Genomic DNA, 24,210 nt, shown 5'->3' on the forward strand with positions numbered 1-24,210 from the left:
GGAGCATAAAAGGGGCAATAAAAAAGGCATAGAAATCTATCTATGCCTTTTGCTATTAAGCTGTGCGATTAGAAGTGCATACCTGCACCTACTGCCACGCCCACTTTGCCTTGGGAATCGCTGGTACCGGAAAGTCGGATAATGTACTTGCTGTTATCAGACACTTTCGATACCCCTACCGCAATGGCGTTTTCGCCTTGGTAGTTACCCGCCGCGACGGACACCATGCCTTTACCCGGCATAAATGCCTGTGGCAATTGAGATGCCGCTAAAGCGCTCGCCACACCCGCGTTGACGCGTTTACCCATATGGTTCACTTGACCGGCAAGGGTGTTGTATTTGTTGCCGACATCAGTTAACGCCGCGTGTAATTGCGCACCGTTGACGGCATCTTTGCTGTCTTTGGTGACACGACCCGGTGCAACGTTCGTCACTTGATTGTTACCGGCATCAACACCTTTCGCCGTCACGCTCGGGCTGTTTTCGATTTGTTTACCGTTGTTGTCCACAAAAGTAAGCCCGTTTTCGCTAATGCGCGTACCGCCCGCCGTGACGGAATCCACGTTCAGCTCTTTCGCCATGGCAACGGTGATGGTATCGCCGTTCACTTGGGTCATGATATTTTTGCCTTCGTCAAATTTGCTCCAGTCGGAATTGTCTTTATGACCTTTCACATTCACTTGCGTATTTAACTTAGCCGCATGCGTCGTACCATCGTTAGCGCCGAATTTCATTCCGTCGTTGAGGGTAGCAACATGTTCACCGTTAACGTCTAAACGTGGTTTGGTCTCGTTAATTGCACCTTCAACACCGGCTTCACCGTTTGATAGACTTAAGGCGATATGCTGGTTACCATCTTTCGTCAAGGTGATGGAACCGTCTTTACCATTAATCCCCACAGAGGCTTTGCCATCGGCACTTTGTACCGTCACGACGCCGTCTTTGCCTGCCGCACCTTGCGCATCCGGACCGCCTACATCAATGGTATTGGATTTAATCGTATCGATTGTCGCGGACTCGGCATCCAAGTTTTGGTTGGTTTCAATGGTAATTTGCGTACCGTTTTGGGTCAGCATAATGTTGTTACCGGCAGTATAGGTGACCGTGTTGCCCGGTGCGACGTTGGTGACGGACGAGCCGTTGGCAACACCTGTTGAACCTGCTTGAGCCGAAGTGGTGACATTCCAACCGCGACCGGCAAGTTCTTTCACTTCATGTAATTGACCGCCGTTTACCGCCTCTTTGCTGCCGGCGGCAACATTTCCATCGGCAACATTACTGATGACTTTATTCCCCGCGTTAATACCGGTGTCTTTATTGATTTCAACATCACCGGCTTTAAAGCCGTTTTCGGTCACTTTCACGTCATCGCCGACATTTAAGCCATCTTTCGTGACAGAGACTTTGTCGCCTACTTTCAAGCCGTCTTTATTGATGGTTGTGTCGCCCATTTTCACGCTACCGTTATTACCAAGATCTAAGTTCCTCGCCAGTTCAATTTGAACTTTGCCGTTTTCAACTTTAGTGGAGATATTGTCGTCTGCGCCAACCACTTCAATGGTTGTACCCAAACTTTGTTTCACCTCCTGACCGTCTTGGGCTTTCAAACCGAAGCCTTTTGTGGTCAAGTCATTCACGGCAGTGTCTAATTGGCCTTTGTTTACTGCGTCGGTTGCGTCCGTACCGTCGGCAACATTGGTAATTTTGTTCCCGCCGTTATTTAAGCCGTTATTGGTTAAACTCACCGCATTACCACCGTTTGCCGGCGTAATGGTCACGCCGTTACCGTTAATAACCGTATTATTTCCGGCGGCATCAACAAATTGCGCACTGGTTAAGTTTTTCAACTCTTTCGCCAATTTTACGTTTAAGGTGTCGGTGCCATCGGCAATTACACCGATGTTGCCGTTAACAAGCTTGTTGTCGTCAGTTTCACCGCCTTTGATTTTGACGGTTTCGCCCAGCTTACGTTTCACGTCGGCTCCGCTATCACCGGCAAAGGTTAATTGACTGTTTTTCACGTCATTTAACTGTTTCAGATTTACTGCGTCGTTATCATCAGTACCATCAGCTACACCGCTGATTTTTGCATTCGAACCATCCGCTTTGCTGACTTTTAAACCGTCCGCTGTCGGTGTTAAGTTCACAGCATTATTGCCATCAACTAATTGAACCTCTTTAAATTCCGGTTTTTCCGCAATTTGGATTTCTACTTTATTGTCCGTCACAACGGTGCGAACATTTTGTGCAGTAGACTCTTTGCCGTTAGCTAAACCGCCTTCAATGGCTAAAGTAGAACCCAATTTTTGTTGAGTACCGTTTGCTCCGGTATCGCTATTTGTATTACCGGTTACAGTTAAGTCCTTAAAGGCTTGTTCTGCCGTTTTGTTAATAGCGTCATTCACATTATTCACGGTTGCACCGCCGACGGTGATCTGCGCGTTGGTCACAGTTACACCGCCTACTGTCAAGCCGTTGCTATCAAGTTTGGTGTTTTCTGCAGTTACCGTATTGATGTTCAAGTCTTTCGATAACTTCACTTTAAGTTTTTTATCATTAGCATCGGTTTCATCGATTTCTGTTGAGATGTTTTCATCACCGACAACCTCGATGGTGTTACCCAAGGCTTTCTTAGACTCTTTGCCATCTTGCGCTTTCAAGCCGAAACCTAAAGTGGTTAAGTCTTGTGTAGCTTTGTCTAACTGACCTTTGTTCACGGCATCGGTATTATTTATCCCGTCGGCAACATTGGTAATGGTGTTATTGCCATTATCCAATCCTGCTGTGGTTAATTTCACAGGCGATTTAGATGTATCTGCCGGGGTAATGGTAATTCCATCACCGTTAAGTGTGGTATTGCCGGTTGCGCTTGTGAAGTTTGCACTAGTTAAATCTTTTAACTCTTTCGCTAATTTCACATTGAGTGTATCTGTACCTGCAACCACACCGATATTGTTATCGGATAACGCAGAAGCGTCGGTAACACCACCTTTCACATTCACTTGTTCACCAAGTTTACGCTCAAATGCAGTGCCGCTATCGCCACCAAATGTTAATGGATTAAAGGCTTGGGCTGCGGTTTGAGTGATTGCGCTGTTGAGGTTATTAACAGCTGCACCGTTCACCATTGGTGCTTGACTGGTTACTGTAACGTCGCCCACTTTTAAACCGTTGGTATCAAGCACGGTATTACCCGTGGTTACCTTGTCCAATGTGATTTCTTTGGCTAAATTAAACGTCACATTATCGTCAGCAGCTGTTTTACTAATCACGATATTGTTATCTGTATTATTCAGATCAACCGTTTCACCGGCAGCCACATTCGTTGAATTTGCACCTTGCGCCGTTAAATTCCAGCCTTTGTTAACAGTTGTTTTCACTTCATCCAATTGGCTGAAGTTCACGGCATCATTTGCTGTCGTACCATTCGCTACACCGGTTAATTTGGTTGGTTGACCATTTGCATTACTTAAAGTTAAACCATCTGTAGTCGGTGCTAAATTCACGGTATTTGCACCGTCAACTAATTTAACGCCTTTAAACTCAGGTTTTTCAGCCATTTTCACTGTTAAAGAACCGTCAGCTGCATTCGCTTCAACATAGATATTCTTCGCAGAGGTATCTGTGCCGGCGTGCTCACCTTTTACCGTCAGTTTTTGACCTAAATTACGGTGCACGGTTTCGGTGTTGTTATTACCTGTGAAATCCAAACCTTTATTGGTAAGTGCGGTCTCTTTTTCCGTCAATTGTTTGAGGTTAACCGCATCCGTATTATTTACGCCGTCGGCAACGTTGGTAATGGTGTTATTACCCGCGTTAATACCGGTTTTAGTGATACTTGGGCTGTTATTAATTGCATTACCTGAATTATCAACGAAAGTTAAGCCGTCAGAACCAATCTTCGTGCCGCTTGCTGTCACGGAATCCACTTTGACATCTTTGGCTAACTTCACATTTAATGTATTTGTTGTGCTATTCGCAACGACACCAATGTTGTTATCAGATAACTCTGATTCATTAGTAATGCCACCTTTCACATCAACTTGTGTGCCAAGTTTGCGCTCAAATGCCGTGCCACTATCCCCACCAAATGTTAATGGTTTGAAGGCTTGAGTTGCGGTTTGTGTAATAGCGTCATTGAGGTTATTAACCGCAGTTCCGTTCACAGTCGGTGCTACGTTGGTTACGGTAACACCACCCACAGTTAAGCCATCGTTATTCAGTTTTGTGCTACCGGTAGTCACATTATCTACGCTAATGTTTCTAGCCAAATTGAACGTCACGTTATTATCAGCAGCCGTTTTGTTAATCACGATATTGCTATCGGTATTGCTTAAATCAACGCCTTCACCCGGTGCAACGTTACTTAAGTTTTGACCTTGAGCAGTCAAATTCCAACCTTTATTGGCTGTAGCGTTAACAGCATCTAACTGGCTCTTGTTCACCGCGTCGTTAGGTGCTACACCATCGCTCACATTGGTGATTTTTTGACTTGCAGCATTAATTCCCGCAGTGGTAATGCTTGGACCATTATCAATAGTTAAGCCTGTGCTATTTAATACTGTGTTACCTAAATTCACAGTGTTGAAACTCACATCATCAGCCGTAGCATAAGTAAAGTTGTTGTTAACTTTCTTAATGGTTAAATTTTTACCGGCTTTAAAGACAACTTCATCGCCGTTGGTTACATCGCTTGCTGTAGCTGTTCCATCAACAGCACCACCATCTGCTGCCGCATTAGCTTTCCAACCGGCATTATTGATTGCAGTTGCTACATCAGCGGCTGTCGCAAAGGTGTTTCCTGTCGTTGTTGCAGATAATTTACCCGTGTTACCGTCTTTGGTCAGAGTAGATGTTACAACATCAAATTTTACAGAGGTTTCGTTATTTGCTACTTGAGTGACGTTGGCAGTTGTGCCAACACCGTCAACAAAACGAACAGTTGCATTGGATTTCACCTGACCTTTTTCGTTTTGATTTTCTGCAATTTTCCACCCCATGCCATTGACATTGTTGGTTAAATCTTGCAATTGACCGTAGTTCACCGCGTCGTTGGTGCTTGTACCGTTGGCTACGCCGCTTAATTTGGCCGGAGTGTTATTGTTATCTTTACTTAACGTTAAACCATCCACTGTTGGTGCTAAATTTACGGTATTTCCGTTATCAGTTAATTGAACACCTTTAAATTCAGGTTTTTCCGCCATTTTCACGGTAAGTGAACCGGAGGTATCTGCCTCGACATAAATATTCTTCGCTGAAACATCCGTAGCATCGTGATCGCCTTTAATTGTCAAAGTTTCACCTAGATTACGATGAACATTAGTTGCAGTATCATTACCTGTAAAGTTCATACCTTTGTCGGTAAGTGCGGTGTTATTTTGAGTAATATTTTCTCTCAATTGTTTAAGATTAATTGCATCGGTATCGTTCGTACCCGCAGTAACATTGGTAATTCTGTTGCCCGCGTTGATGCCGTTATCTTTATCGATCACGGTATTACCGACAGTGACTTTATCGAAACTGACATTCTTGCTTGTGCTGACGGTAAATTCGGTACCGTTTTTGGTGATATTGATATTTTCGCCATTTAAGAACTTAACAGTATCACCGGCTTTAACCTGGCTTGCAGCTTCGCTGTTAGAAGTTACATTCCAGAATGCACTATTGATTGCAGTAGCAACAGACTGTGCGGTTGCAGGGGCTGCGGAAGTTGCAGTTGCTTGACCGTTTGTATTAACTGAGACATTCTCAGTCGTCACATCAACTTTGAAGGTTTTAACATCTGCTACTTCACTATGCGTTACTGTTGTATGATTACCATCCTGAATATTGATTAAGCCTTTAACAACATTTTTACCGGTATCGGTAATGTTGCTTAGATCTTTATCTGCTGCGTTATTAATTTTATTTTCAGTAGTAGTATCCAACTTCACAGTAACGTCATCACCGGTAGCAGAGGTTGTTAAACCATTTGAACCTTTGATGTTAAATTTCAAGCCATTGTTTTTATTTAGGGCTTGTGTATTAGTTTCACCGCTATCACTACCAAGTTTAATGGTGTTATTACCAAGAGCATCTAACTGCGATTTATTTACGGCATCATTGGCATTAACGCCATCTGCCACATTGGAAATCACTTTACTTCCTGCATCAATACCACCTGAGGTAATACTTGGAGTATTAGGCAGTTTCGTTCCGGCAGTATCAACGAATGATAATCCGCTGTTATCTAATTTGGTTGAACCGGCAGTTACGGAATCAATTTTGATGTCTTTAGCCAGTTTAATTTGTAAGCCGTTATTGGATACAACCCCGATATTGTCGTCGGATAACTTAGTTGGGTCAGTTAAACCACCGGTAACATTTAGGGTTTCTCCTAGTTTACGTTGAGTATTTGTTCCGCTATCGCCGGCAAAGGTCAGCGGTTGATTTGCCGTAGCGTTAACGGCGTCTAACTGAGATTTATTAACCGCGTCAGTGCCATTTACCCCATTCGCTACATTCGTCACCACTTTGTTGCCTGCATTAATGCCGTTACTGTCAACGACAACATTGCCGACAGTGACTTTATTAAAGGTCACATCATCCGCTGTCTTGATGGTAAAGTCGGTTCCATTTTTGGTGATGTTGATATTGTTACCATCAATAAATTTAACGGTGTTACCTGGTTTTACTTCACTTGCCGTTTCACCGTTTGATGTGACTTTCCAGAAGCTGTTATTGATGGCATCAACTACAGATTGTGCAGTCACAGGCGCAGTACCGCTGGTTGTTGCCGCCACGCCGTTAGTTGAGGTAATGGCAGTTGTAGTGACATTGACTTTAAAGGTTTTTTTACCTGTCGCCGCATCGGTCGTATTGCTGACAACGGTATTTTCACCGTTTTCCATATCAACTAAGCCGGTAATCACACCTTTGCCTGCATCACTAATGTTGCTTAAATTCACATCAGCTGCATTATCAATTTTATTCTTGGTTGCCGTATCCAACTGCACAGTTACATCCTCACCCGCAGCAGACGTCGTTAAGCCGTTGGTGCCTTTAATGTTAAATCTTAACCCGTTGTTTTGGCTTAAGTTTTGTGATCCGGTTTCACCATTATCCGAGCCAAGTTTGATGGCGTTATCACCGATTTTGCTATCAACGGAATTAATTTTTGTTCTGGTCGCATCGTCGATTTTAACGGTAATGCCGTTTCCGTTGGCAGCTGTCGTAATTCCGTCCGCACCTTTAACGGATAAGTTAGAAGTGGCTAAGTTTACAGAACCTGTACCACTATCTCCGGATGTGTTTAACTTAATGTTTTGAATAGCAGTATAAACTGCACCACTGGTCACGACTTTACTGTCATTATTTGTAACGACAGTTGATTTATTCAAGCCGATATCAATGCTGTTGCCTGACGCATTTGCGTTTGTTGTGATGTCACTACCATTGCCTTTAATGGTTAGCGTATCACCGAGTTTTCTTGTAAATGTACCGGTATTTCCGTTTAATGTTAGCGGGGAGTTTTTAACGGCATTTAATTGTTGTAGGTTCACGGCGTCTGTTAATGCTGTACCGTCAGCCACACCCGAAACTTTTTTATTCCCTAGGTTCACGCCATCGGCACCAAAAGTCATAGTTGTACCTGAGCCACCAATAGATGTGATATTCGTCAAAGTAGAATTCACAGAGAATTTGAAATCTCTAGTGGATTGGTCAATCACCATGTTTGAGCCGGCTTTTAATGTCACCTGTTCTTTTGGTTTGACATTTACAACAGAGTTCCCGGTCACAGAACCGCCATCGGCAGTAGAAGTAATATTCCAACCGGCAGTTGCAACTTCAGCTACAGCATAAAGTTGAGAACCATTGATGACATCGGTTGATGTCGCGCTGACATTACCTGCCGCAATGTTTTTCAATTGACGCTCATAGCCTTCGGAACCGAAGGAGACAATGTCGCCTTTGAGCGTTTTATTTCCGCCAGCCCAAGTTAGAGCAGTACCGTTGATTGTCGTACTTAACTCTTCTGTACCTTCTTTATCAGTGGTTGAACCGCCACCGATTGCCACAGCATTATCACGATTTGCAACTGCGCCTGTACCAATAGCAATGCTGTTTGTTTTAGCAGCTTCCGCACTAGTACCCAACGCCAAGGCAATGTCACCGGCAATGGCTTTACTACCTAAAGCAACGGAGGATTCACCCGTTGTGGTATTACGGTATTGCTGGGTTTGACCATCGCTGTTTGTACTCATTTTGAAGGCTTTACCGGTAATGCTGGTAAAGGCATTCTCAATCGTACCTTGAGTTTCGTTTCCGCTTGTCGGATCGGTATATTTGGTTTGTGTGTCTGCACTTTTATCTACGTCATCACCACCAATGGCAACGGAAGAGTTCCCTTTGGCGTAGGTGTTACCACCAATTGCAATAGATTGATCGCCTGTTGCGTTAGCCCCCGCACCATCGTAGTTACCGCCACCGATAGCAATACTTTGTGAATTTCCTGCACCATTGGTGGAAGCAAAACGACCGATCGTGATACCATCTCTGGCTTCCGCTTTGTTTTCGGAACCTACGGCAATAGAGCCGTCATTGCCGGCATTCGCTTTATTACCTAATGCAACAGCATAATTACCTGCGGTAGATTCAGGACCTACAGCGATAGCATCATTACCTGTCGCACCGGTGTTGTCTCTATTGCCCGCTTTTGAGGAGCTTACAGAGAAATAGTGCATTTGGGTTGATTGGCTGTTCGCTTGAATAGCTTTATAAACCGCATCCCCAGTGACAACTTTGTTGTCGCCTTGCGTTACCGTTGTGGATTTATTCAGGCTAAAGGTAATATTGTCAGCCGTGGCAGTACCGGTAATATCGTCGCCGTCACCTTGAATTTTTAAAGATTCACCTAATTTTTTGACCGCACTTCCGCCGGTATTGGAGGTGAAGGTAAATTGGCTATTTTTCACAGCCTCTAATTGTTGGTAGTTAACGGCATCACCTGTGGTTGTACCATTTGCCACCCCGCTGATTTTCTTATTGTTTAAGCTCAATCCGGCAGCAGTGAAACTTAAGGCAGAGCCATTGCCGTTGATGCTTGAAATATTGCTTAGGGTTGAATTGACGGAGAAAGTGAAATCTCTACCGGCTTGCGCGATCACCATATTTTGACCGGCTTTTAATGTCACGTTATCTTCAGGTTTTACGCTGACGACAGACGCGCCGCTCACTGAACCGCCATTGGCAGAGGTGGTAATATTCCAACCGCCTGCCACTTTTTCGGCAACGGCATTTAATTGTGAACCATTCACGGCGTCTGTTGATGTTGCACTCACTTCACCCGGAGCGACGTGTTTTAATTGACGTTCATAGCCTTCCGTACCAAAGGAAACAATATCCCCCGGCAAGGTATTCCCGCCACCTACCCAAGTGAATTTATAGGTTGCGCCATTTACGGTGTAAGATTTTTCGGTTTGTTTGGTACCGGCTTGATCTGTGGTTGCACCGCCACCGATAGCGACCGCGTTATCACGATTTGCGACAGCGCCTGTACCGATAGCAATAGAGTTGGTTTTAGACGCGGTTGCTAATGTACCCATCGCCAATGCGATATCGCCTGCGGTGGCTTTCATCCCTAATGCAACAGCAGCTTGTCCGGCAGTCGTATTTGCATAAAGTGGTTGCAGAAGATTTTTGTTGGTAAGTGCAGTAAATGCCTGACCTACAGTGCCGGAAACTTCAGTACCTGCAAGGTTGGTATATTTGGTTTGTTGATTAGATGCGCCAGTAACATCATCACCGCCAATAGCAATAGAGGAGTGTCCTTGAGCTTTGGTATTTCCACCAATGGCAATGGATTGATCGCCTAATGCATTTGCTCCATTTCCTGATGCACCACCGCCACCGATCGCTATACTTTGAGATGTACCTCCGGTTGTACTATTGGCACCGATAGCAACGCTATAATGCGGTGCTGCTGTTGCATTTTGACCTAACGCAACAGCGGCATATCCTGTTGAGCTTGCATTCCAGCCAACTGCAACACCGGTTCCTGCAACAATACCTTGTGGTACATTCCCCGCAGCAAACGTATTGCAACTAATCCCAATCAATGTGGCAGTAGCAAGAAATGTGATTTTTAATGATTCTGAAATGGATGTACGTTTATCTGTCTTTGATGCAGTTGATTTTTTGTGTGCTTTGGTTAATTCCGAAACGGCAACCCAAGATTGAGTTGCGTGATTCCAAATTACTTTAAATACTTTGTTCATAGCTATTCCTTGTCAATAAGATAAACGTGACGGGGTGAATAAAACGTTGGCAAATGCCGTATATAGCACGTTTATCGTGGCAATTTTGTCGCGCGTATTATAGATAAATCCACATAGAGTTCAATGTTTAATTAACGGATTGACAAAGATTTACACTGTTTTGACTTGGTTTGGCGCGAGGTTGGTAGGGGAAAAGTGCGGTCATTTTTAAAAACGTTTTTAAAACCCACCGCACTTTATGGGGATTTACATAAATTTAAAATTGTGACGCATGAAGATATTTAGGAAAATACCTGGTTTTTCAACGGATAATCCTTAAATATGGAAAACCTGATAAATCAATTTAAATAATTGTAAATCAGCTTAATAACCATACGGTTTTCTGGTATATTTTGCGCACTCATTTCTCATTGCTCTATTTTTTTCTCAATTTGTGATTCGTGTGTAAAGAAACCGTGAAAATAGAGCGACATTTTTATCATTGTTAAACATATTTCTTCTATTTCATTACGACTAGGATTTTTTAATTTATGAATAAAGTATTTGAATAAAGTATTTAAAGTTATCTGGAATACAACGCTAAATCGTTTAATTGTTGTTTCCGAATTAACGAAATCAAAAGGGAAATCCTCTTCTTCCTCGGATAAACGCATCAAATTATCGTCAGATAAATCAGGATTAATCAATTTAAGTGCCTATGGAACCGCGATGGTGACCATTGGGTTTGTGGCTTCGTTTGTGGCTAGTGATGTGAGTGCTTATGCTGTACATGGAACAGATGATGTTTATCGGACAGGTGTTGCTATTGGCGGTGCAGATACTAATGCTACCACCAAAGCTTATGCTCCGGGTGGTCAGTCTGTTGCAGTAGGTCCAAATGCAAATGCAAATGGATCTCAATCTGTGGCTATCGGAAATGATGTTTTTGCCACCGGACGTGGAGCAATTGCAATTGGTGGTGATGATTTAACTGGGATTGGAAGTACTCTGGGATTCACCCCGCCAAGACTGGCTTGGTATCCTAAGCCAACGGCAAGTAATTTTGGTTCTATTTCAATCGGTTCGCAATCCTCTTCAACCGGTAAGTTGTCATCTGTTCTTGGCTCAGCGTCCAGAGCCACTGCCGACGGGGCAACTGCTGTCGGTTCAGGATCTAATGCAACAGGTATTGCTTCATCTATACTTGGCTTTAATTCCAATGCGAGTGGAGATAATTCTACAACTGTGGGTTCCTTTGCTTCGGCAGGCGGATTAAATGCGACGGCAATTGGGCATAAAAGTAATGCTTCAGGTGTAAATGCAACAGCCATTGGTCTTCAAGCAAGAGCTTCCGGTACCAGTTCCTTTGCTTTTGGTATAGACAGTAATGCTAACAGTACTGACGCTATGTCATTTGGTTCTTATTCTAACGCAACGGCTAATCAGGCAGTGGCTATTGGTTACGCAGCCAATGGGTTAGGAGATAATGCGGTTGCGTTGGGAAGTAATTCTAAAGCGACTAAAGAATATACAACAGCCATTGGCATGAATGCGAATGCGACAGCGATGAGTGCTACAGCTATTGGTAATGGGGCGAATGCTACAGGGACAAATTCATTTGCGTTGGGTCTATATGCAAATGCTTCTGCTGAAAGAGCAATTGCGATTGGTGATAGCGCCAAAGCAGCAGGGATTCAGGGCATTGCAACCGGCTATAATGCAAATGCTTCGGGAAGTTATTCTTTCGCAATGGGAAATAGCGCTAATGCAACAGACAATAATGCGATTGCTTTAGGTAGCCTTACTAATGCGTTGGGCAAATATACCGTAGCAATTGGTAATAACGCCAATGCCTCCACAGAAAATGCCGTTTCTATCGGTTCAGGTTCTAAAGCCCAGGGGCAAAGTGCAACAGCATTGGGGAATGACGCAACAGCAAGCGCAGCAAGCTCTTTAGCTTTGGGACACAAAGCCAATGCTACGCTTGCAAACTCCGTGGCATTGGGCAACGGCGCCAATACCGTTGCTGCTGTGAACTCAGGAAGTTTAAGTTACACAAACTCAAATGGTGCTGCTTCAACAATCAGCTTCGCCGGCGCTACATCCGGTGGGGTCGTTTCCGTAGGTAATGCTTCTACAACCCGACAAATTAAATATGTTTCAGCCGGACAAATTTCTGCAAGTTCAACGGACGCCGTAAACGGTAGTCAATTATTTGCCGTTCAAACCATGGCACAACAAGGTATTACTGCCGCCAGCACCGCACAATCTACGGCTGTGGTTGCCAATAATACGGCTAACGCCGCATCTACCGCAGCGAGTAGAGCACAATCTACCGCAACGGTTGCAAACAATACGGCAAATGCCGCCAGTACCACCGCAACAAATGCCCAGACTCTAGCTACTCAAGCCAGAGATACGGCTAATTTGGCAAACGCTACTGCCAACTCGGCACAAAACGTAGCAAATGATGCAAGAACCATTGCAACTGACGCAAAAACAGCTGCGTCCGAAGCAAAAAATGACGCGGCCAACGCTTCAACGGCAGCGAGTACGGCATTAACCACAGCCACTACGGCTTCTACCGCAGCAAGCACGGCATTATCCACCGCGACTATTGCAAACAGCACGGCAAATGCAGCTAACGCAACTGCAAGCACGGCAAATGCCACTGCAAGTCGCGCCAGTACCGCCGCAAGTAGTGCTTCTACCGCTGCGAGCACAGCGCAATCCACAGCAACAGTTGCAAATACTACAGCAAATGACGCGAAAACAACGGCGAATGATGCCTCTACAGCTGCAGCTAATGCCGTTTCCGTGGCAAATACAGCAAATACAACCGCAAGTAGCGCTTCAACTGCTGCAAGTCGAGCCGAAACAACAGCAAATCAAGCAAATACAACAGCGGTAGCAGCTTCAACTGCGGCAAGTGAGGCAAAAGATACGGCAACTTCTGCCTCAACGGCAGCAAATGAAGCAAAAGATACGGCAAATACCGCATCTACCGCAGCCAGCACAGCGCAACAAACAGCAACCGTAGCCAATAGCACAGCAAGTACGGCATTGTCTTTAGCGCAAACTAAAGCAGATGCTAACCGTACTTATACCTTTAGTACTCAAAATGAAGGGGCTACAGCATCGACAGCGGATACTTGGACGTTAGGTGCTAATGATTCCCTTGTCTTTGCGGCGACTTCGGATCTTGACGTCACCACAGATGGCAATGGAAAAATTACTTACGGCTTGTCTTCAACAGCGAAACAATCCATTTCGGCTGCTTCATCTGCAGCTTCTACTGTCAATGAGAATTTAGGAAAAATTGAAACGGCAGCAAGTAGTGCGGTAAGTGCGGCGAGTTCTGCCAGCGGATCCGCCATAGCCGCAAGCTCTTCGGCAAGTAAAGCGGATTCCTCTGCTTCTGCTGCATCAACCTCAGCGACTTCGGCAGCGACATCGGCAACACAAGCATCAAGCTCTGCGTCTGCAGCAGGATCTTCAGCTACAGAAGCAAGCAGTTCAGCAAGTAAGGCAGATAGTTCTGCGACCCAAGCGAGCACCTCGGCAAGTAAAGCGGATTCTTCGGCAAGTCAGGCATCAAGCTCAGCCTCGGCAGCCGGATCTTCAGCAGATAAAGCAGCTTCTTCAGCAACTGAAGCAAGCAGTTCGGCAAGTAAGGCTGATAGTTCGGCAACTAAGGCATCAAGCTCGGCAGCTAATGCGAGCACATCAGCTTCTGAAGCCTCAACTTCAGCGAGTAACGCAAGTTCATCAGCAACTGCCGCTGGTAGTTCTGCGACAGAAGCGAGTAGCTCAGCAAGTAACGCAAGTTCTTCTGCATCTGCCGCGTCAAGCTCGGCAGCTAATGCGAGCACATCAGCCTCTGAAGCCTCAACTTCGGCAAGTAATGCAAGTAGCTCCGCAACGGCAGCTTCAGGTTCAGCCAGCGCGGCAAGTACCTCAGCAAGTCAAGCAGATAGCTCAGCTTCTGCGGCGTCAACCTCAGCGACTTCGGCAGCGACATCGGCAACACAAGCATCAAGCTCTGCGTCTGCAGCAGGATCTTCAGCTACAGAAGCAAGCAGTTCAGCAAGTAAGGCTGATAGTTCGGCAACGAAGGCAGAAAACGCTGCCACAGCAGCGAGTACATCCGCAGAATCTTCAGCATCATCCGCCACAGTGGCAAGTACCGCTGCATCTAATGCGTTAAGTTCAGCAAATGCCGCTTCAACATCAGAAAGCAAAGCAGCGTCTTCTGCGACAGAAGCTAATTCATCTGCAACCAAAGCGGCAGATTCTGCAACATCTGCGGCAAGCTCTGCGTCTAATGCGAGCACATCAGCCTCTGCAGCGTCAACTTCGGCAAGTAATGCGAGTACATCCGCAGAATCTTCAGCGTCATCTGCCACAGTGGCAAGTACCGCTGCATCTAATGCGTTAAGTTCAGCAAATGCCGCTTCAACATCAGAAAGCAAAGCAGCGTCTTCAGCGACAGAAGCTAATTCATCCGCAACGAAAGCGGCAGATTCTGCAACATCTGCAGCAAGCTCTGCATCTAATGCGAGTACGTCAGCCTCAGCAGCATCAACTTCGGCGACAAATGCAAGTAGCTCCGCTTCAGCGGCATCAAGTTCTGCATCAAGTGCATCTACGTCAGCAACTAATGCCAGCACATCAGCTTCTGAAGCTTCAACTTCAGCAAGTAACGCAAGCAGTTCTGCAACAGCAGCTTCTGGTTCAGCGAGCGCGGCAAGCACTTCAGCAGATAAAGCAGCATCTTCAGCAACAGAAGCAAGTAGTTCAGCAAGTAAGGCTGATAGTTCGGCAACGAAGGCAGAAAACGCTGCCACAGCAGCAAGCACATCTGCAGAATCTTCAGCGTCATCTGCCACAGTGGCAAGTACCGCTGCATCTAATGCCTTAAGTTCAGCAAGTGCTGCTTCAACGTCAGAAAGCAAAGCAGCATCTTCTGCGACAGAAGCTAATTCATCTGCAACCAAAGCGGCAGATTCTGCAACATCTGCAGCAAGCTCTGCATCTAATGCGAGTACGTCAGCCTCTGCAGCGTCAACTTCGGCAAGCAATGCAAGTAGCTCCGCAACGACAGCTTCAGGTTCAGCCAGCGCGGCAAGTACCTCAGCAAGTAAAGCAGATAGCTCAGCTTCTGTGGCGTCAACCTCAGCGACTTCGGCAGCGACATCGGCAACACAAGCATCAAGCTCTGCGTCTGCAGCAGGATCTTCAGCTACAGAAGCAAGCAGTTCAGCAAGTAAGGCTGATAGCTCGGCAACAAAAGCGGAAAGCTCTGCCACAGCAGCGAGTACATCCGCAGAATCTTCAGCATCATCCGCCACAGTGGCAAGTACCGCTGCATCTAATGCGTTAAGTTCAGCAAATGCCGCTTCAACATCTGAAAGCAAAGCAGCGTCTTCTGCGACAGAAGCTAATTCATCTGCAACCAAAGCGGCAGATTCTGCAACATCTGCAGCAAGCTCTGCATCTAATGCGAGTACGTCAGCCTCTGCAGCGTCAACTTCAGCGAGTAACGCAAGTTCATCAGCAACTGCTGCTGGTAGTTCTGCGACAGAAGCAAGCACGTCAGCAAGCAAGGCAGATAGCTCGGCAACAAAAGCGGAAAGCTCTGCCACAGCAGCGAGTACATCCGCAGAATCTTCAGCGTCATCCGCCACAGTGGCAAGTACCGCTGCATCTAATGCGTTAAGTTCAGCAAGCGCCGCTTCAACATCAGAAAGCAAAGCAGCATCTTCTGCGACAGAAGCTAATTCATCCGCAACGAAAGCGGCAGATTCTGCAACATCTGCGGCAAGCTCTGCGTCTAATGCGAGTACATCAGCCTCTGCAGCGTCAACTTCGGCAAGCAATGCAAGTAGCTCCGCAACGACAGCTTCAGGTTCAGCCAGCGCGGCAAGTACCTCAGCAAGTAAAGCAGATTCCTCAGCTTCTGCTGCATCAACCTCAGCGACTTCGGCAGCGACTTCGGCAACACAAGCATCAAGCTCTGCGTCTGCAGCAGGATCTTCAGCGGATAAAGCTGATTCCTCTGCAAGTGCTGCAAGTACGTCGGCAGTATCTTCGGCTTCTTCTGCAAGCGTAGCTTCCAGTTCGGCTACAGCAGCCGATAGCTCTGCTACAAAAGCGGATTCTTCAGCCGGTGCAGCAAGCACATCTGCTACTGCTTCTGCGTCATCTGCGACAGTAGCAAATAATGCCGCTTCAAGCGCATTAAGTTCAGCAAATGCTGCTTCAACTTCCGAAACTAATGCAGCATCTTCGGCTACAAGGGCAAGCACTTCAGCGTCAGCTGCGTCAAGCTCAGCCTCTGCAGCAGATTCGTCAGCAAATAGATCGGATTCCTCTGCGAGTGCGGCAAGCACCTCCGCAGTATCTTCAGCTTCTTCTGCAACGGCAGCATCAACCTCAGCAAGTCATGCAAACAGCTCGGCTGTGGCGGCAGATAGTTCTGCAACACAGGCGTCAAGTTCAGCCTCTGCAGCAGATTCGTCAGCCAATAGAGCGGATTCCTCTGCAAGTGCGGCAAGTACTTCAGCAGTTTCTTCCGCCTCCTCTGCGACAGCTGCGTCAACTTCAGCAAGTAACGCAAACAGCTCGGCTGTGGCGGCAGATAGTTCTGCAACACAGGCGTCAAGTTCAGCCTCTGCAGCAGATTCGTCAGCCAATAGAGCGGATTCCTCTGCAAGTGCGGCAAGTACTTCAGCAGTTTCTTCCGCGTCTTCAGCAACAGCGGCATCAACTTCTGCAAGTCATGCCGACAGCTCGGCGGTTGCAGCATCAAGCTCCGCTTCAAGCTCACACCAATGGGCGGTGCTTTCTGAAAATGCAGCACTTGAAGCGGCCGATTTCTCTGCCGATGCAAGTACGTCAGCATCAAGCGCTTCAAGCTCGGCGACAAATGCCAGTACGTCGGCTACAGCGGCTTCCAGTTCGGCAAGTGCGGCAGATAGTTCCGCTTCAACGGCTTCAACATCGGCAAGTAATGCGAGCAGTTCAGCTTCTGCCGCGTCAAGTTCAGCAAACCGTGCGGACAGTTCGGCAACGGCGGCAAGTAGCTCGGCAAGTTCTGCCAATAGTTCTGCCGTTTCAGCATCAAGCTCCGCTTCTGCGGCAGAAAGTTCGGCAATAAGAACGGAAGATATGCTGAATAATTCCGGTATCTTGAATCAAGCTAACGGCACGAATGCGACGAAATACGGTAAAGATTCTGCCGCTGACGGTGAAAATAGTTCAGCCTTTGGTAATAAAGCAAAAGCCACTGGCAAAGGTGCGACGGCAGTTGGTCAAAATGCCACGGCAACAGCGGAAAATTCCGTTGCGCTGGGCAATGACTCTGTGGCGGATCGCGCCAATACGGTTTCTGTGGGCAGCGAAGGCAGAGAACGTGTGATTACCAATGTGGGTAGAGCAGAGAAGGATACTGACGCGACCAACTTAGGTCAGGTCAAAGATATAGTTTCTGCATCGGAATCCCGTTTGAATAACAAGATCGACAGATCGAACCGTAAATTACGCGCCGGTATTGCGGGAGCAACAGCGATCGCCAATATCCCGCAAGTCACTCAACCGGGTGCAAACCTACTCGGATTGGGCGTGGGGAATTACCACGGACAAAGTGCGGTTGCGGTGGGTTACTCAAAAGCCAGCGATAACAATAAAGTGATCCTGAAAATGAGTGCGGCGGCAACCACACAAGGGGATTACAATGTCGGCGCCGGTATCGGTTATCAGTGGAAATAGTTTTAACGCTTAAACATCATCTCACCTGCTTTGGCAGGTGAGATTTTTTTATCAAAGTATTTTTTTCGGAGATGTGTATGTCGCGTAAATATAAAATCGGTATCACCTGCAATTTTGAATCGACCGTGCCCGATATTTGGGCGAACGGCGTGAATCAAAATGTCGTTTTTCTTTATCGATTGTTTGAGGCTTCTTCTATTGTAGAGGACGTCGTGCTGGTATCTTGGGGGCCTGAGAAAAAATCTACGCCGCCGAGCGGGTTTATGATGGACGATGAAGCCTTAAAATGCGCTTATGTGGAAGATGTGATTGATGAGCTGGATGTGCTAATTGAGGGCACTTTGGTGATTGAACCGCAATATATGCGTCGCATGCATGATCATGGCGGGAAAATCGTTTGCTATAAGATGGGCAACGATTATGTCATGGATATGGAATATTTTCTGTTTGATAAAAAAGGCGGACGCACATTTAATGGAACGCACTATGATAGCAACTGGATCATCCCGCAAAATATGAATATGTGCGCGTCTTATTTTGCCATCATGCATCGTTGCAATTCTTATCAAGTGCCGGCGATTTGGGCACCGACCTTCTGCGACAAAGTGATTCGTCGCATTAAAACTGAACATAATATCGACTTCGGCTATAAACCGAATCAAGAAAAACAGTCCCGCCGAATGGCGTCTTTCGAGGCTAACATTAATGTGTTTAAAACCTGTTTTACGCCGATTTTAATTTGTGAACAGGCGTATCGTATGGCGCCGGAAAAAATCGGGCACGTTTATATGTGTAATACTTACGATAAAAAAGATAATCCGACATTTTTCAACTTCATCGGGCGCACTGAGTTGGTAAAAGACAATGTGATGACGGTGGAAGGACGTTATCAAATGCCGGATTTTCTCGCCCGTTATACGGACATTGTAGTCAGCCATCAATGGGAAAACGGGCTGAATTATGCCTACAATGACGCGCTGTACGGCGGTTATCCGTTTATTCATAATTCCAAATTATTGCCGAAAGGCGTCGGTTATTATTACGATCAGTTTGATGCGTTTGAAGGGGCGCGGGTGTTGTTGGACGTGATCGAGAATCACGACAAACATCATGCGGACTATGTGAAGCGCGCCAATGAATATCTGGAATCACAGTCGCCCACCAATCCGGTAAATATTTATTGCTATGAGAAAGAGTTGAAGCGGTTGTTTGAGGAATAAAAAAGTGCGGTCGGTTTAAAAAACATTTTGAAAACCGACCGCACTTTAGTTTTCCTCGTGCGGTTTTTTGTTGTCGGAAGCAAGGCAACATAGACAGCTTGTGCTATAATTCTCTGCAAATTTTTACCGCACTTTAGGATCTCTATGTCGCTCCAATTCAACATGATCGCCTTGCTTTTGGTGATTTTAATTTTATTAGGCGTCCTCAGCCACAACAGCTCCATCACCATTTCCGCCGCTGTGTTGCTTATCATGCAACAAACGCTACTCTCCAAATATATTCCCTTTCTTGATAAATACGGTGTCACCGTCGGCATCGTCATTTTAACCATCGGCGTATTAAGCCCGCTGGTTTCGGGCAAGGTTCAATTGCCGCCGTTAAACACGCTTCTTAGCTGGAAAATGTTTCTGGCAGTCGCCGTCGGAATTCTGGTGGCATGGCTGGGCGGCAGGGGGATCCCTTTAATGGGGGAACATCCGATCTTGCTCACCGGGCTCATTATCGGCACGATTTTAGGCGTGGCTTTTCTTGGCGGCGTACCGGTAGGGCCTTTAATTGCGGCGGGGATTTTATCGTTATTCTTAGGGAAATCGTAATATGAAAAACAAATGGTTATTGATCGCCGCTCTGAGCGGTTTTTTATGCGTGACCGTCGGGGCTTTTGCGGCGCACGGTTTAAGTCAAATTTTAGAACCGAAAGCCTTGGCTTGGATTGACACCGGCGTGAAATATCAAATGTTTCACACCCTTGCCATTATGGGCATTGGCATCGTGCAAGTGTGCCGCGAATCATTACGCGCCGATAAAATCACCAATCTTGCCGCCGGCGCATGGACATTCGGCATTCTTCTCTTCAGCGGCAGCCTCTATGCCCTTGCCCTCGGTGCCGGCAAATTTATGGTTTGGCTCACGCCTATCGGTGGCACGTTATTTTTAATCGGCTGGCTTTGCTTGGCTTACGGCAGTTTCAAAAGTAAATCGGTATGAAGAACAGATCCATAAAACACGAATTAACCCCTCTACAACAATCCCTTTTTTCTCAATTAAATGACATCATGTCGGTGGATAAACGCCGTTTATCCGCCCGCATTCACGGTATCGGCAAAATCAAAAGCCAAGAGGCGCAACAAGCCGTTGCTGCTGAAATTGAACAACAAATCCAACAGGCAAAATTGCGCGTGGAAAGCCGTAAAAGTGCGGTCAAAAATTCCCTTGTTTTTCCGGAAGGTCTGCCTGTCAGCCAACGCAAAGCTGAAATTGAAAAGCTGCTTGTAGAACATCAAGTGATCGTCGTCGCCGGCGAAACCGGTTCGGGCAAAACCACCCAGTTGCCGAAAATGTGTTTGGAGCTGGGTTTGGGCAATTTGGGGATGATTGGGCACACCCAGCCACGTCGTATTGCCGCGCGTTCCGTTGCCGCCCGAATCGCGGAAGAATTGCAAACGGAACTGGGCGATTTGGTGGGCTATAAAGTTCGTTTTAACGATCACATCAGCGACAACACCCAAATCAAACTGATGACCGACGGGATTTTGCTGGCGGAAATTCAGACGGATCGTTTTCTCAATCAATATTCTTGCCTAATTATCGACGAAGCCCACGAGCGCAGTCTGAACAACGATTTTATCCTCGGCTATCTGAAACAGCTTCTGCTGCGCCGTCCTGATTTAAAACTTATTATTACCTCGGCGACCATTGACGTAGAACGTTTTTCCAAGCACTTCAACAACGCGCCGATTATTGAAGTGTCGGGCAGAACCTATCCTGTAGAAGTGCGCTATCGTCCGATTGCGGAAGAGGACGATCAAGACCAGCTGCAAGGCATTCTCAACGCGGTGGACGAACTGCAAGCGGAAGGGCGAGGCGATATTTTGATTTTTATGAACGGTGAACGCGAGATCCGCGACACCGCCGAAGCGCTGCAAAAACAAAATCTAAAACACACGGAAATTTTACCGCTCTTTGCCCGTCTTTCCGCACAAGAACAAAACAAAATTTTCCACCCGAGCGGTTTGAACCGCATCGTGCTTGCCACCAACGTGGCGGAAACCTCCCTTACCGTGCCGGGCATAAAATATGTCATCGACCCCGGCACCGCGCGGATTTCCCGTTATAGCTACCGCACCAAAGTGCAACGCTTGCCAATCGAGCCGATTTCCCAAGCCTCCGCCAATCAGCGTAAAGGACGTTGTGGTCGTGTGAGCGAAGGCATCTGTATCCGTCTTTATTCGGAAGAGGATTTTAACAACCGCCCGGAATTTACCGATCCCGAAATCCTGCGCACCAATTTAGCCTCCGTAATTTTGCAAATGACGGCGTTAGGCTTGGATGATATTGAAGCCTTTCCATTTGTGGACGCGCCGGATAAGCGACATATTCAGGATGGTGTGAAGTTGTTGGAAGAGCTAGGCGCGTTTGAAACTGTTCAAACCAAATTTGGTGAAAAACGTCGTTTAACACAAATCGGTCGCCAACTCGCCCAACTCCCTGTCGATCCGCGCCTTGCAAAAATGCTCCTAAGTGCGGTCAATTTTGGCAGCGTTTATGAAGTGATGATTATCGTCTCCGCGTTATCTATTCAAGATCCGCGTGAACGCCCGACGGAAAAACAACAGGCTTCAGATGAAAAACATCGTCGCTTTGCCGATAAAAAATCCGATTTCTTGGCGTTCTTGAACTTGTGGAATTACGTTCAAGAACAGCAAAAGGCACTGACGAAAAATCAATTCCGTCGTCAATGCCAAAAGGATTTCTTGAATTATCTGCGCATTCGCGAATGGCAGGATATTTATCAACAAATCCGCCTGGCGGTGCGTGAAATGGGCTTGCCGATTAATTCGGAAAAAGCGGAATATCAGCAAATTCACACCGCACTTTTGAGCGGCTTGCTTTCCCATATCGGGCTAAAAGAAGCGGAAAAACAACAATATCTCGGCGCGCGCAACGCCCACTTTGCCATTTTTCCGAACTCCGTGCTTTTCAAAAAGCAACCGAAATGGGTGATGGCGGCGGAGCTGGTGGAAACCTCCAAACTCTGGGGGCGCATGGTGGCGGAAATCGAACCGGAATGGATTGAGCCACTCGCCGAACATTTAACCAAAAAATCCTATTCCGAACCCCGTTGGTCGAAATCACGCGGGGCGGTGATTGCTGATGAAAAAGTCACCCTTTACGGCGTGCCGATTGTGGCGGCGCGGCAGGTGAATTATGGCGCCATTGATCCGACCGTAAGCCGTGAGATCTTTATTCAATCGGCACTGGTGGAAGGGGATTGGAATACGCGCCATAAGTTCTTTAAAGAAAACCAACGCTTAATTCGTGAAGTGGAGGAACTGGAACACAAGAGCCGTCGCCGTGATATTTTGGTGGACGAGCGCACGCTTTTTGAGTTTTACGATCAACGCATCGGCACAGACGTGGTGTCGCAAAAGCATTTTGATACTTGGTGGAAAAAGGCGGAAAAGCAGGATCCCGAATTACTCAATTTTGAGCGTTCTTTCCTAATTAACGACGACGCGGAACAGGTGAGCAAGCTGGATTTCCCGAATTTCTGGCATCAAGGCAATTTGAAGCTCAAACTTACGTATCAATTTGAACCGGGCACCGACGCGGACGGTGTGACCGTGCATATTCCGTTGCCGTTGCTCAACCAAGTTGAAATGACGGGCTTTGATTGGCAAATTCCGGGCTTGCGCGAGGAACTGGTGATTGCGCTGATTAAATCCTTGCCGAAATCCTATCGCCGTAATTTCGTGCCTGCGCCGAATTATGCCCAAGCCTTTTTAGGGCGCACCGTGCCGTTAGAAAAACCATTATTGGACACGCTGATTTACGAATTGCGCCGTATGACAGGCGTGACGGTGGAAGCGGAGCATTGGAATTGGGAACAAATCCCAAGCCATTTGAAAATGACTTTCCGCGTGGTGGATGAAAACGGCAAGAAAATTGCCGAATCCATGAATTTGGACGAGCTGAAATTTAACCTAAAAGATCGCGTGCAGGAAAGTATTTCCGCCGTGGCGGACGACGGCATTGAACAAAGTGGCGCTCATATTTGGAATTTTGCCGAGCTGCCGCAATGCTATGAGCAAAAACAGCGCGGTTTCAGCGTGAAAGCCTTCCCGGCGATTGTGGATGAAAAAGATTCTGTGGGCATCAAACTCTTTGAAACGGAATTTGAACAAGCGGTGGCAATGCAACAAGGTTTGCGCCGATTGTTGTTGCTCAACGTGCCGTCGCCAATTAAATATTTGCATGAAAAATTGCCGAACAAAGCCAAGCTGGGGCTGTATTTCACGCCGTTCGGTCGCGTACTGGATTTGATTGACGATTGTATCGCCTGCGCTGTGGATAAACTCATCGCCGATTTCGGTGGTTTTGTGTGGAATGAAGCCGATTTTGAAAAATTGCGCGATTTCGTGCGCGAAAATCTCAATGAAGTCACCGTGGATATTGCACAAAAAGTGGAGCAAATCCTCACGCTCACGCACCAGCTCAATCAACGCCTCAAAGGCAAAATGGATTTCACCATGGCATTTGCGCTGTCGGATATTAAATCCCAACTTGCCGGCCTCATTTATCAAGGTTTCGTGCAAAAGAGCGGTTATGCGCGCCTGCCGGATTTACTCCGTTATCTACAAGCTATTGATAAACGCATTGATAAACTCAATCAAGACGTAAACCGCGACCGTGCAGCAATGTTACGCGTGGAACAAGTACAACAAGCCTACCAACAGCTGTTGGCTAAATTACCAAAATCTAAGCCAATGTCAGATGAAGTGGCGGAAATTCGATACATGATCGAAGAATTGCGCGTAAGTTTATTTGCGCAACAGTTAGGAACGAAGTATCAGGTGTCGGAGAAGAGGGTTTTGAATGTGATTGCGGAAGTTAAATCGTAAATAGCATTTCAAAAACTACCAGATAAATTTGCTTGATTTTTAGTAAGTTATGTTTAAACTCTTGCAATTCTATTTTCTCTATT

The 24,210-nt window shown here is 46.5% G+C and carries 13 protein-coding genes; 5 read left to right on the forward strand and 8 right to left on the reverse strand.

All coding sequences use genetic code 11. The features are described from left to right. Positions 1 to 68: 68 nt before the first annotated feature. The 8 genes from DK430_RS07660 to DK430_RS13355 all read right to left on the reverse strand — a co-directional run bounded on the left by DK430_RS07660 (position 69) and on the right by DK430_RS13355 (position 16,627). Positions 69 to 10,256: an ESPR-type extended signal peptide-containing protein gene (locus tag DK430_RS07660; RefSeq protein WP_109078494.1), complete on the reverse strand. Its 10,188-nt coding sequence runs from the start codon at positions 10,254 to 10,256 to the stop codon at positions 69 to 71. Positions 10,257 to 11,152: 896 nt separating this feature from the next. After that, on the reverse strand, positions 11,153 to 11,566 hold the full coding sequence (locus tag DK430_RS13185) for a hypothetical protein (protein WP_162616823.1): 414 nt from the start codon (positions 11,564 to 11,566) through the stop codon (positions 11,153 to 11,155). A 405-nt stretch (positions 11,567 to 11,971) separates the two neighbouring features. Beyond that, on the reverse strand, positions 11,972 to 12,253 hold the full coding sequence (locus DK430_RS13190) for a hypothetical protein (protein WP_162616824.1): 282 nt from the start codon (positions 12,251 to 12,253) through the stop codon (positions 11,972 to 11,974). A 204-nt stretch (positions 12,254 to 12,457) separates the two neighbouring features. Further along, complete coding sequence (locus DK430_RS13405) at positions 12,458 to 12,589, reverse strand: hypothetical protein (protein ID WP_275425149.1); 132 nt, start codon at positions 12,587 to 12,589, stop codon at positions 12,458 to 12,460. 51 nt (positions 12,590 to 12,640) lie between these two features. After that, on the reverse strand, positions 12,641 to 12,958 hold the full coding sequence (locus tag DK430_RS07675; RefSeq protein WP_109078495.1) for a hypothetical protein: 318 nt from the start codon (positions 12,956 to 12,958) through the stop codon (positions 12,641 to 12,643). A 513-nt stretch (positions 12,959 to 13,471) separates the two neighbouring features. After that, on the reverse strand, positions 13,472 to 13,792 hold the full coding sequence (locus tag DK430_RS13115) for a hypothetical protein (protein WP_111890595.1): 321 nt from the start codon (positions 13,790 to 13,792) through the stop codon (positions 13,472 to 13,474). A 30-nt stretch (positions 13,793 to 13,822) separates the two neighbouring features. Further along, positions 13,823 to 14,107, reverse strand: a complete 285-nt coding sequence (locus DK430_RS13350) for a hypothetical protein (protein WP_111890596.1) — start codon at positions 14,105 to 14,107, stop codon at positions 13,823 to 13,825. A gap of 93 nt (positions 14,108 to 14,200) precedes the next feature. Beyond that, entirely contained in the window at positions 14,201 to 16,627 is a 2,427-nt protein-coding gene (locus tag DK430_RS13355) for a coiled-coil domain-containing protein (RefSeq protein WP_239496800.1), read from the reverse strand. A 70-nt stretch (positions 16,628 to 16,697) separates the two neighbouring features. Between DK430_RS13355 and DK430_RS13360 the strand changes: the two genes are divergently transcribed. The 5 genes from DK430_RS13360 to hrpA all read left to right on the forward strand — a co-directional run bounded on the left by DK430_RS13360 (position 16,698) and on the right by hrpA (position 24,127). Next, complete coding sequence (locus tag DK430_RS13360; protein WP_239496801.1) at positions 16,698 to 18,005, forward strand: YadA family autotransporter adhesin; 1,308 nt, start codon at positions 16,698 to 16,700, stop codon at positions 18,003 to 18,005. 77 nt (positions 18,006 to 18,082) lie between these two features. Further along, positions 18,083 to 19,225 (forward strand): DUF2827 family protein, encoded by a 1,143-nt coding sequence (locus DK430_RS07705; RefSeq protein WP_109078498.1) that lies wholly within the window; start codon positions 18,083 to 18,085, stop codon positions 19,223 to 19,225. A gap of 144 nt (positions 19,226 to 19,369) precedes the next feature. Further along, entirely contained in the window at positions 19,370 to 19,822 is a 453-nt protein-coding gene (locus DK430_RS07710; protein WP_109078499.1) for a DUF441 domain-containing protein, read from the forward strand. A 1-nt stretch (position 19,823) separates the two neighbouring features. Next, the gene (locus tag DK430_RS07715; protein WP_109078500.1) at positions 19,824 to 20,213 is read left to right on the forward strand and encodes a DUF423 domain-containing protein; all 390 of its coding nucleotides are present in this window, start codon (positions 19,824 to 19,826) and stop codon (positions 20,211 to 20,213) included. Next, entirely contained in the window at positions 20,210 to 24,127 is a 3,918-nt protein-coding gene (hrpA, locus tag DK430_RS07720; RefSeq protein WP_109078501.1) for an ATP-dependent RNA helicase HrpA, read from the forward strand. Before DK430_RS07715 ends, hrpA begins: the two co-directional genes overlap by 4 nt. Positions 24,128 to 24,210 lie beyond the last annotated feature (83 nt).

This window comes from Aggregatibacter kilianii (assembly GCF_003129965.1).
Taxonomy (GTDB): domain Bacteria; phylum Pseudomonadota; class Gammaproteobacteria; order Enterobacterales; family Pasteurellaceae; genus Aggregatibacter; species Aggregatibacter kilianii_A.

Excerpts from the sequence above, each read along its gene's own strand:
- DK430_RS07710 (WP_109078499.1), top strand. The coding sequence starts at position 19,370 with ATGTCGCTCCAATTCAACATGATCGCCTTGCTTTTGGTGATTTTAATT.
- DK430_RS07705 (WP_109078498.1), top strand. The coding sequence starts at position 18,083 with ATGTCGCGTAAATATAAAATCGGTATCACCTGCAATTTTGAATCGACC.
- hrpA (WP_109078501.1), top strand. The coding sequence starts at position 20,210 with ATGAAGAACAGATCCATAAAACACGAATTAACCCCTCTACAACAATCC.
- DK430_RS07660 (WP_109078494.1), bottom strand. The coding sequence starts at position 10,256 with ATGAACAAAGTATTTAAAGTAATTTGGAATCACGCAACTCAATCTTGG.
- DK430_RS13185 (WP_162616823.1), bottom strand. The coding sequence starts at position 11,566 with ATGGCTGTTGCATTTACACCTGAAGCATTACTTTTATGCCCAATTGCC.
- DK430_RS07715 (WP_109078500.1), top strand. The coding sequence starts at position 19,824 with ATGAAAAACAAATGGTTATTGATCGCCGCTCTGAGCGGTTTTTTATGC.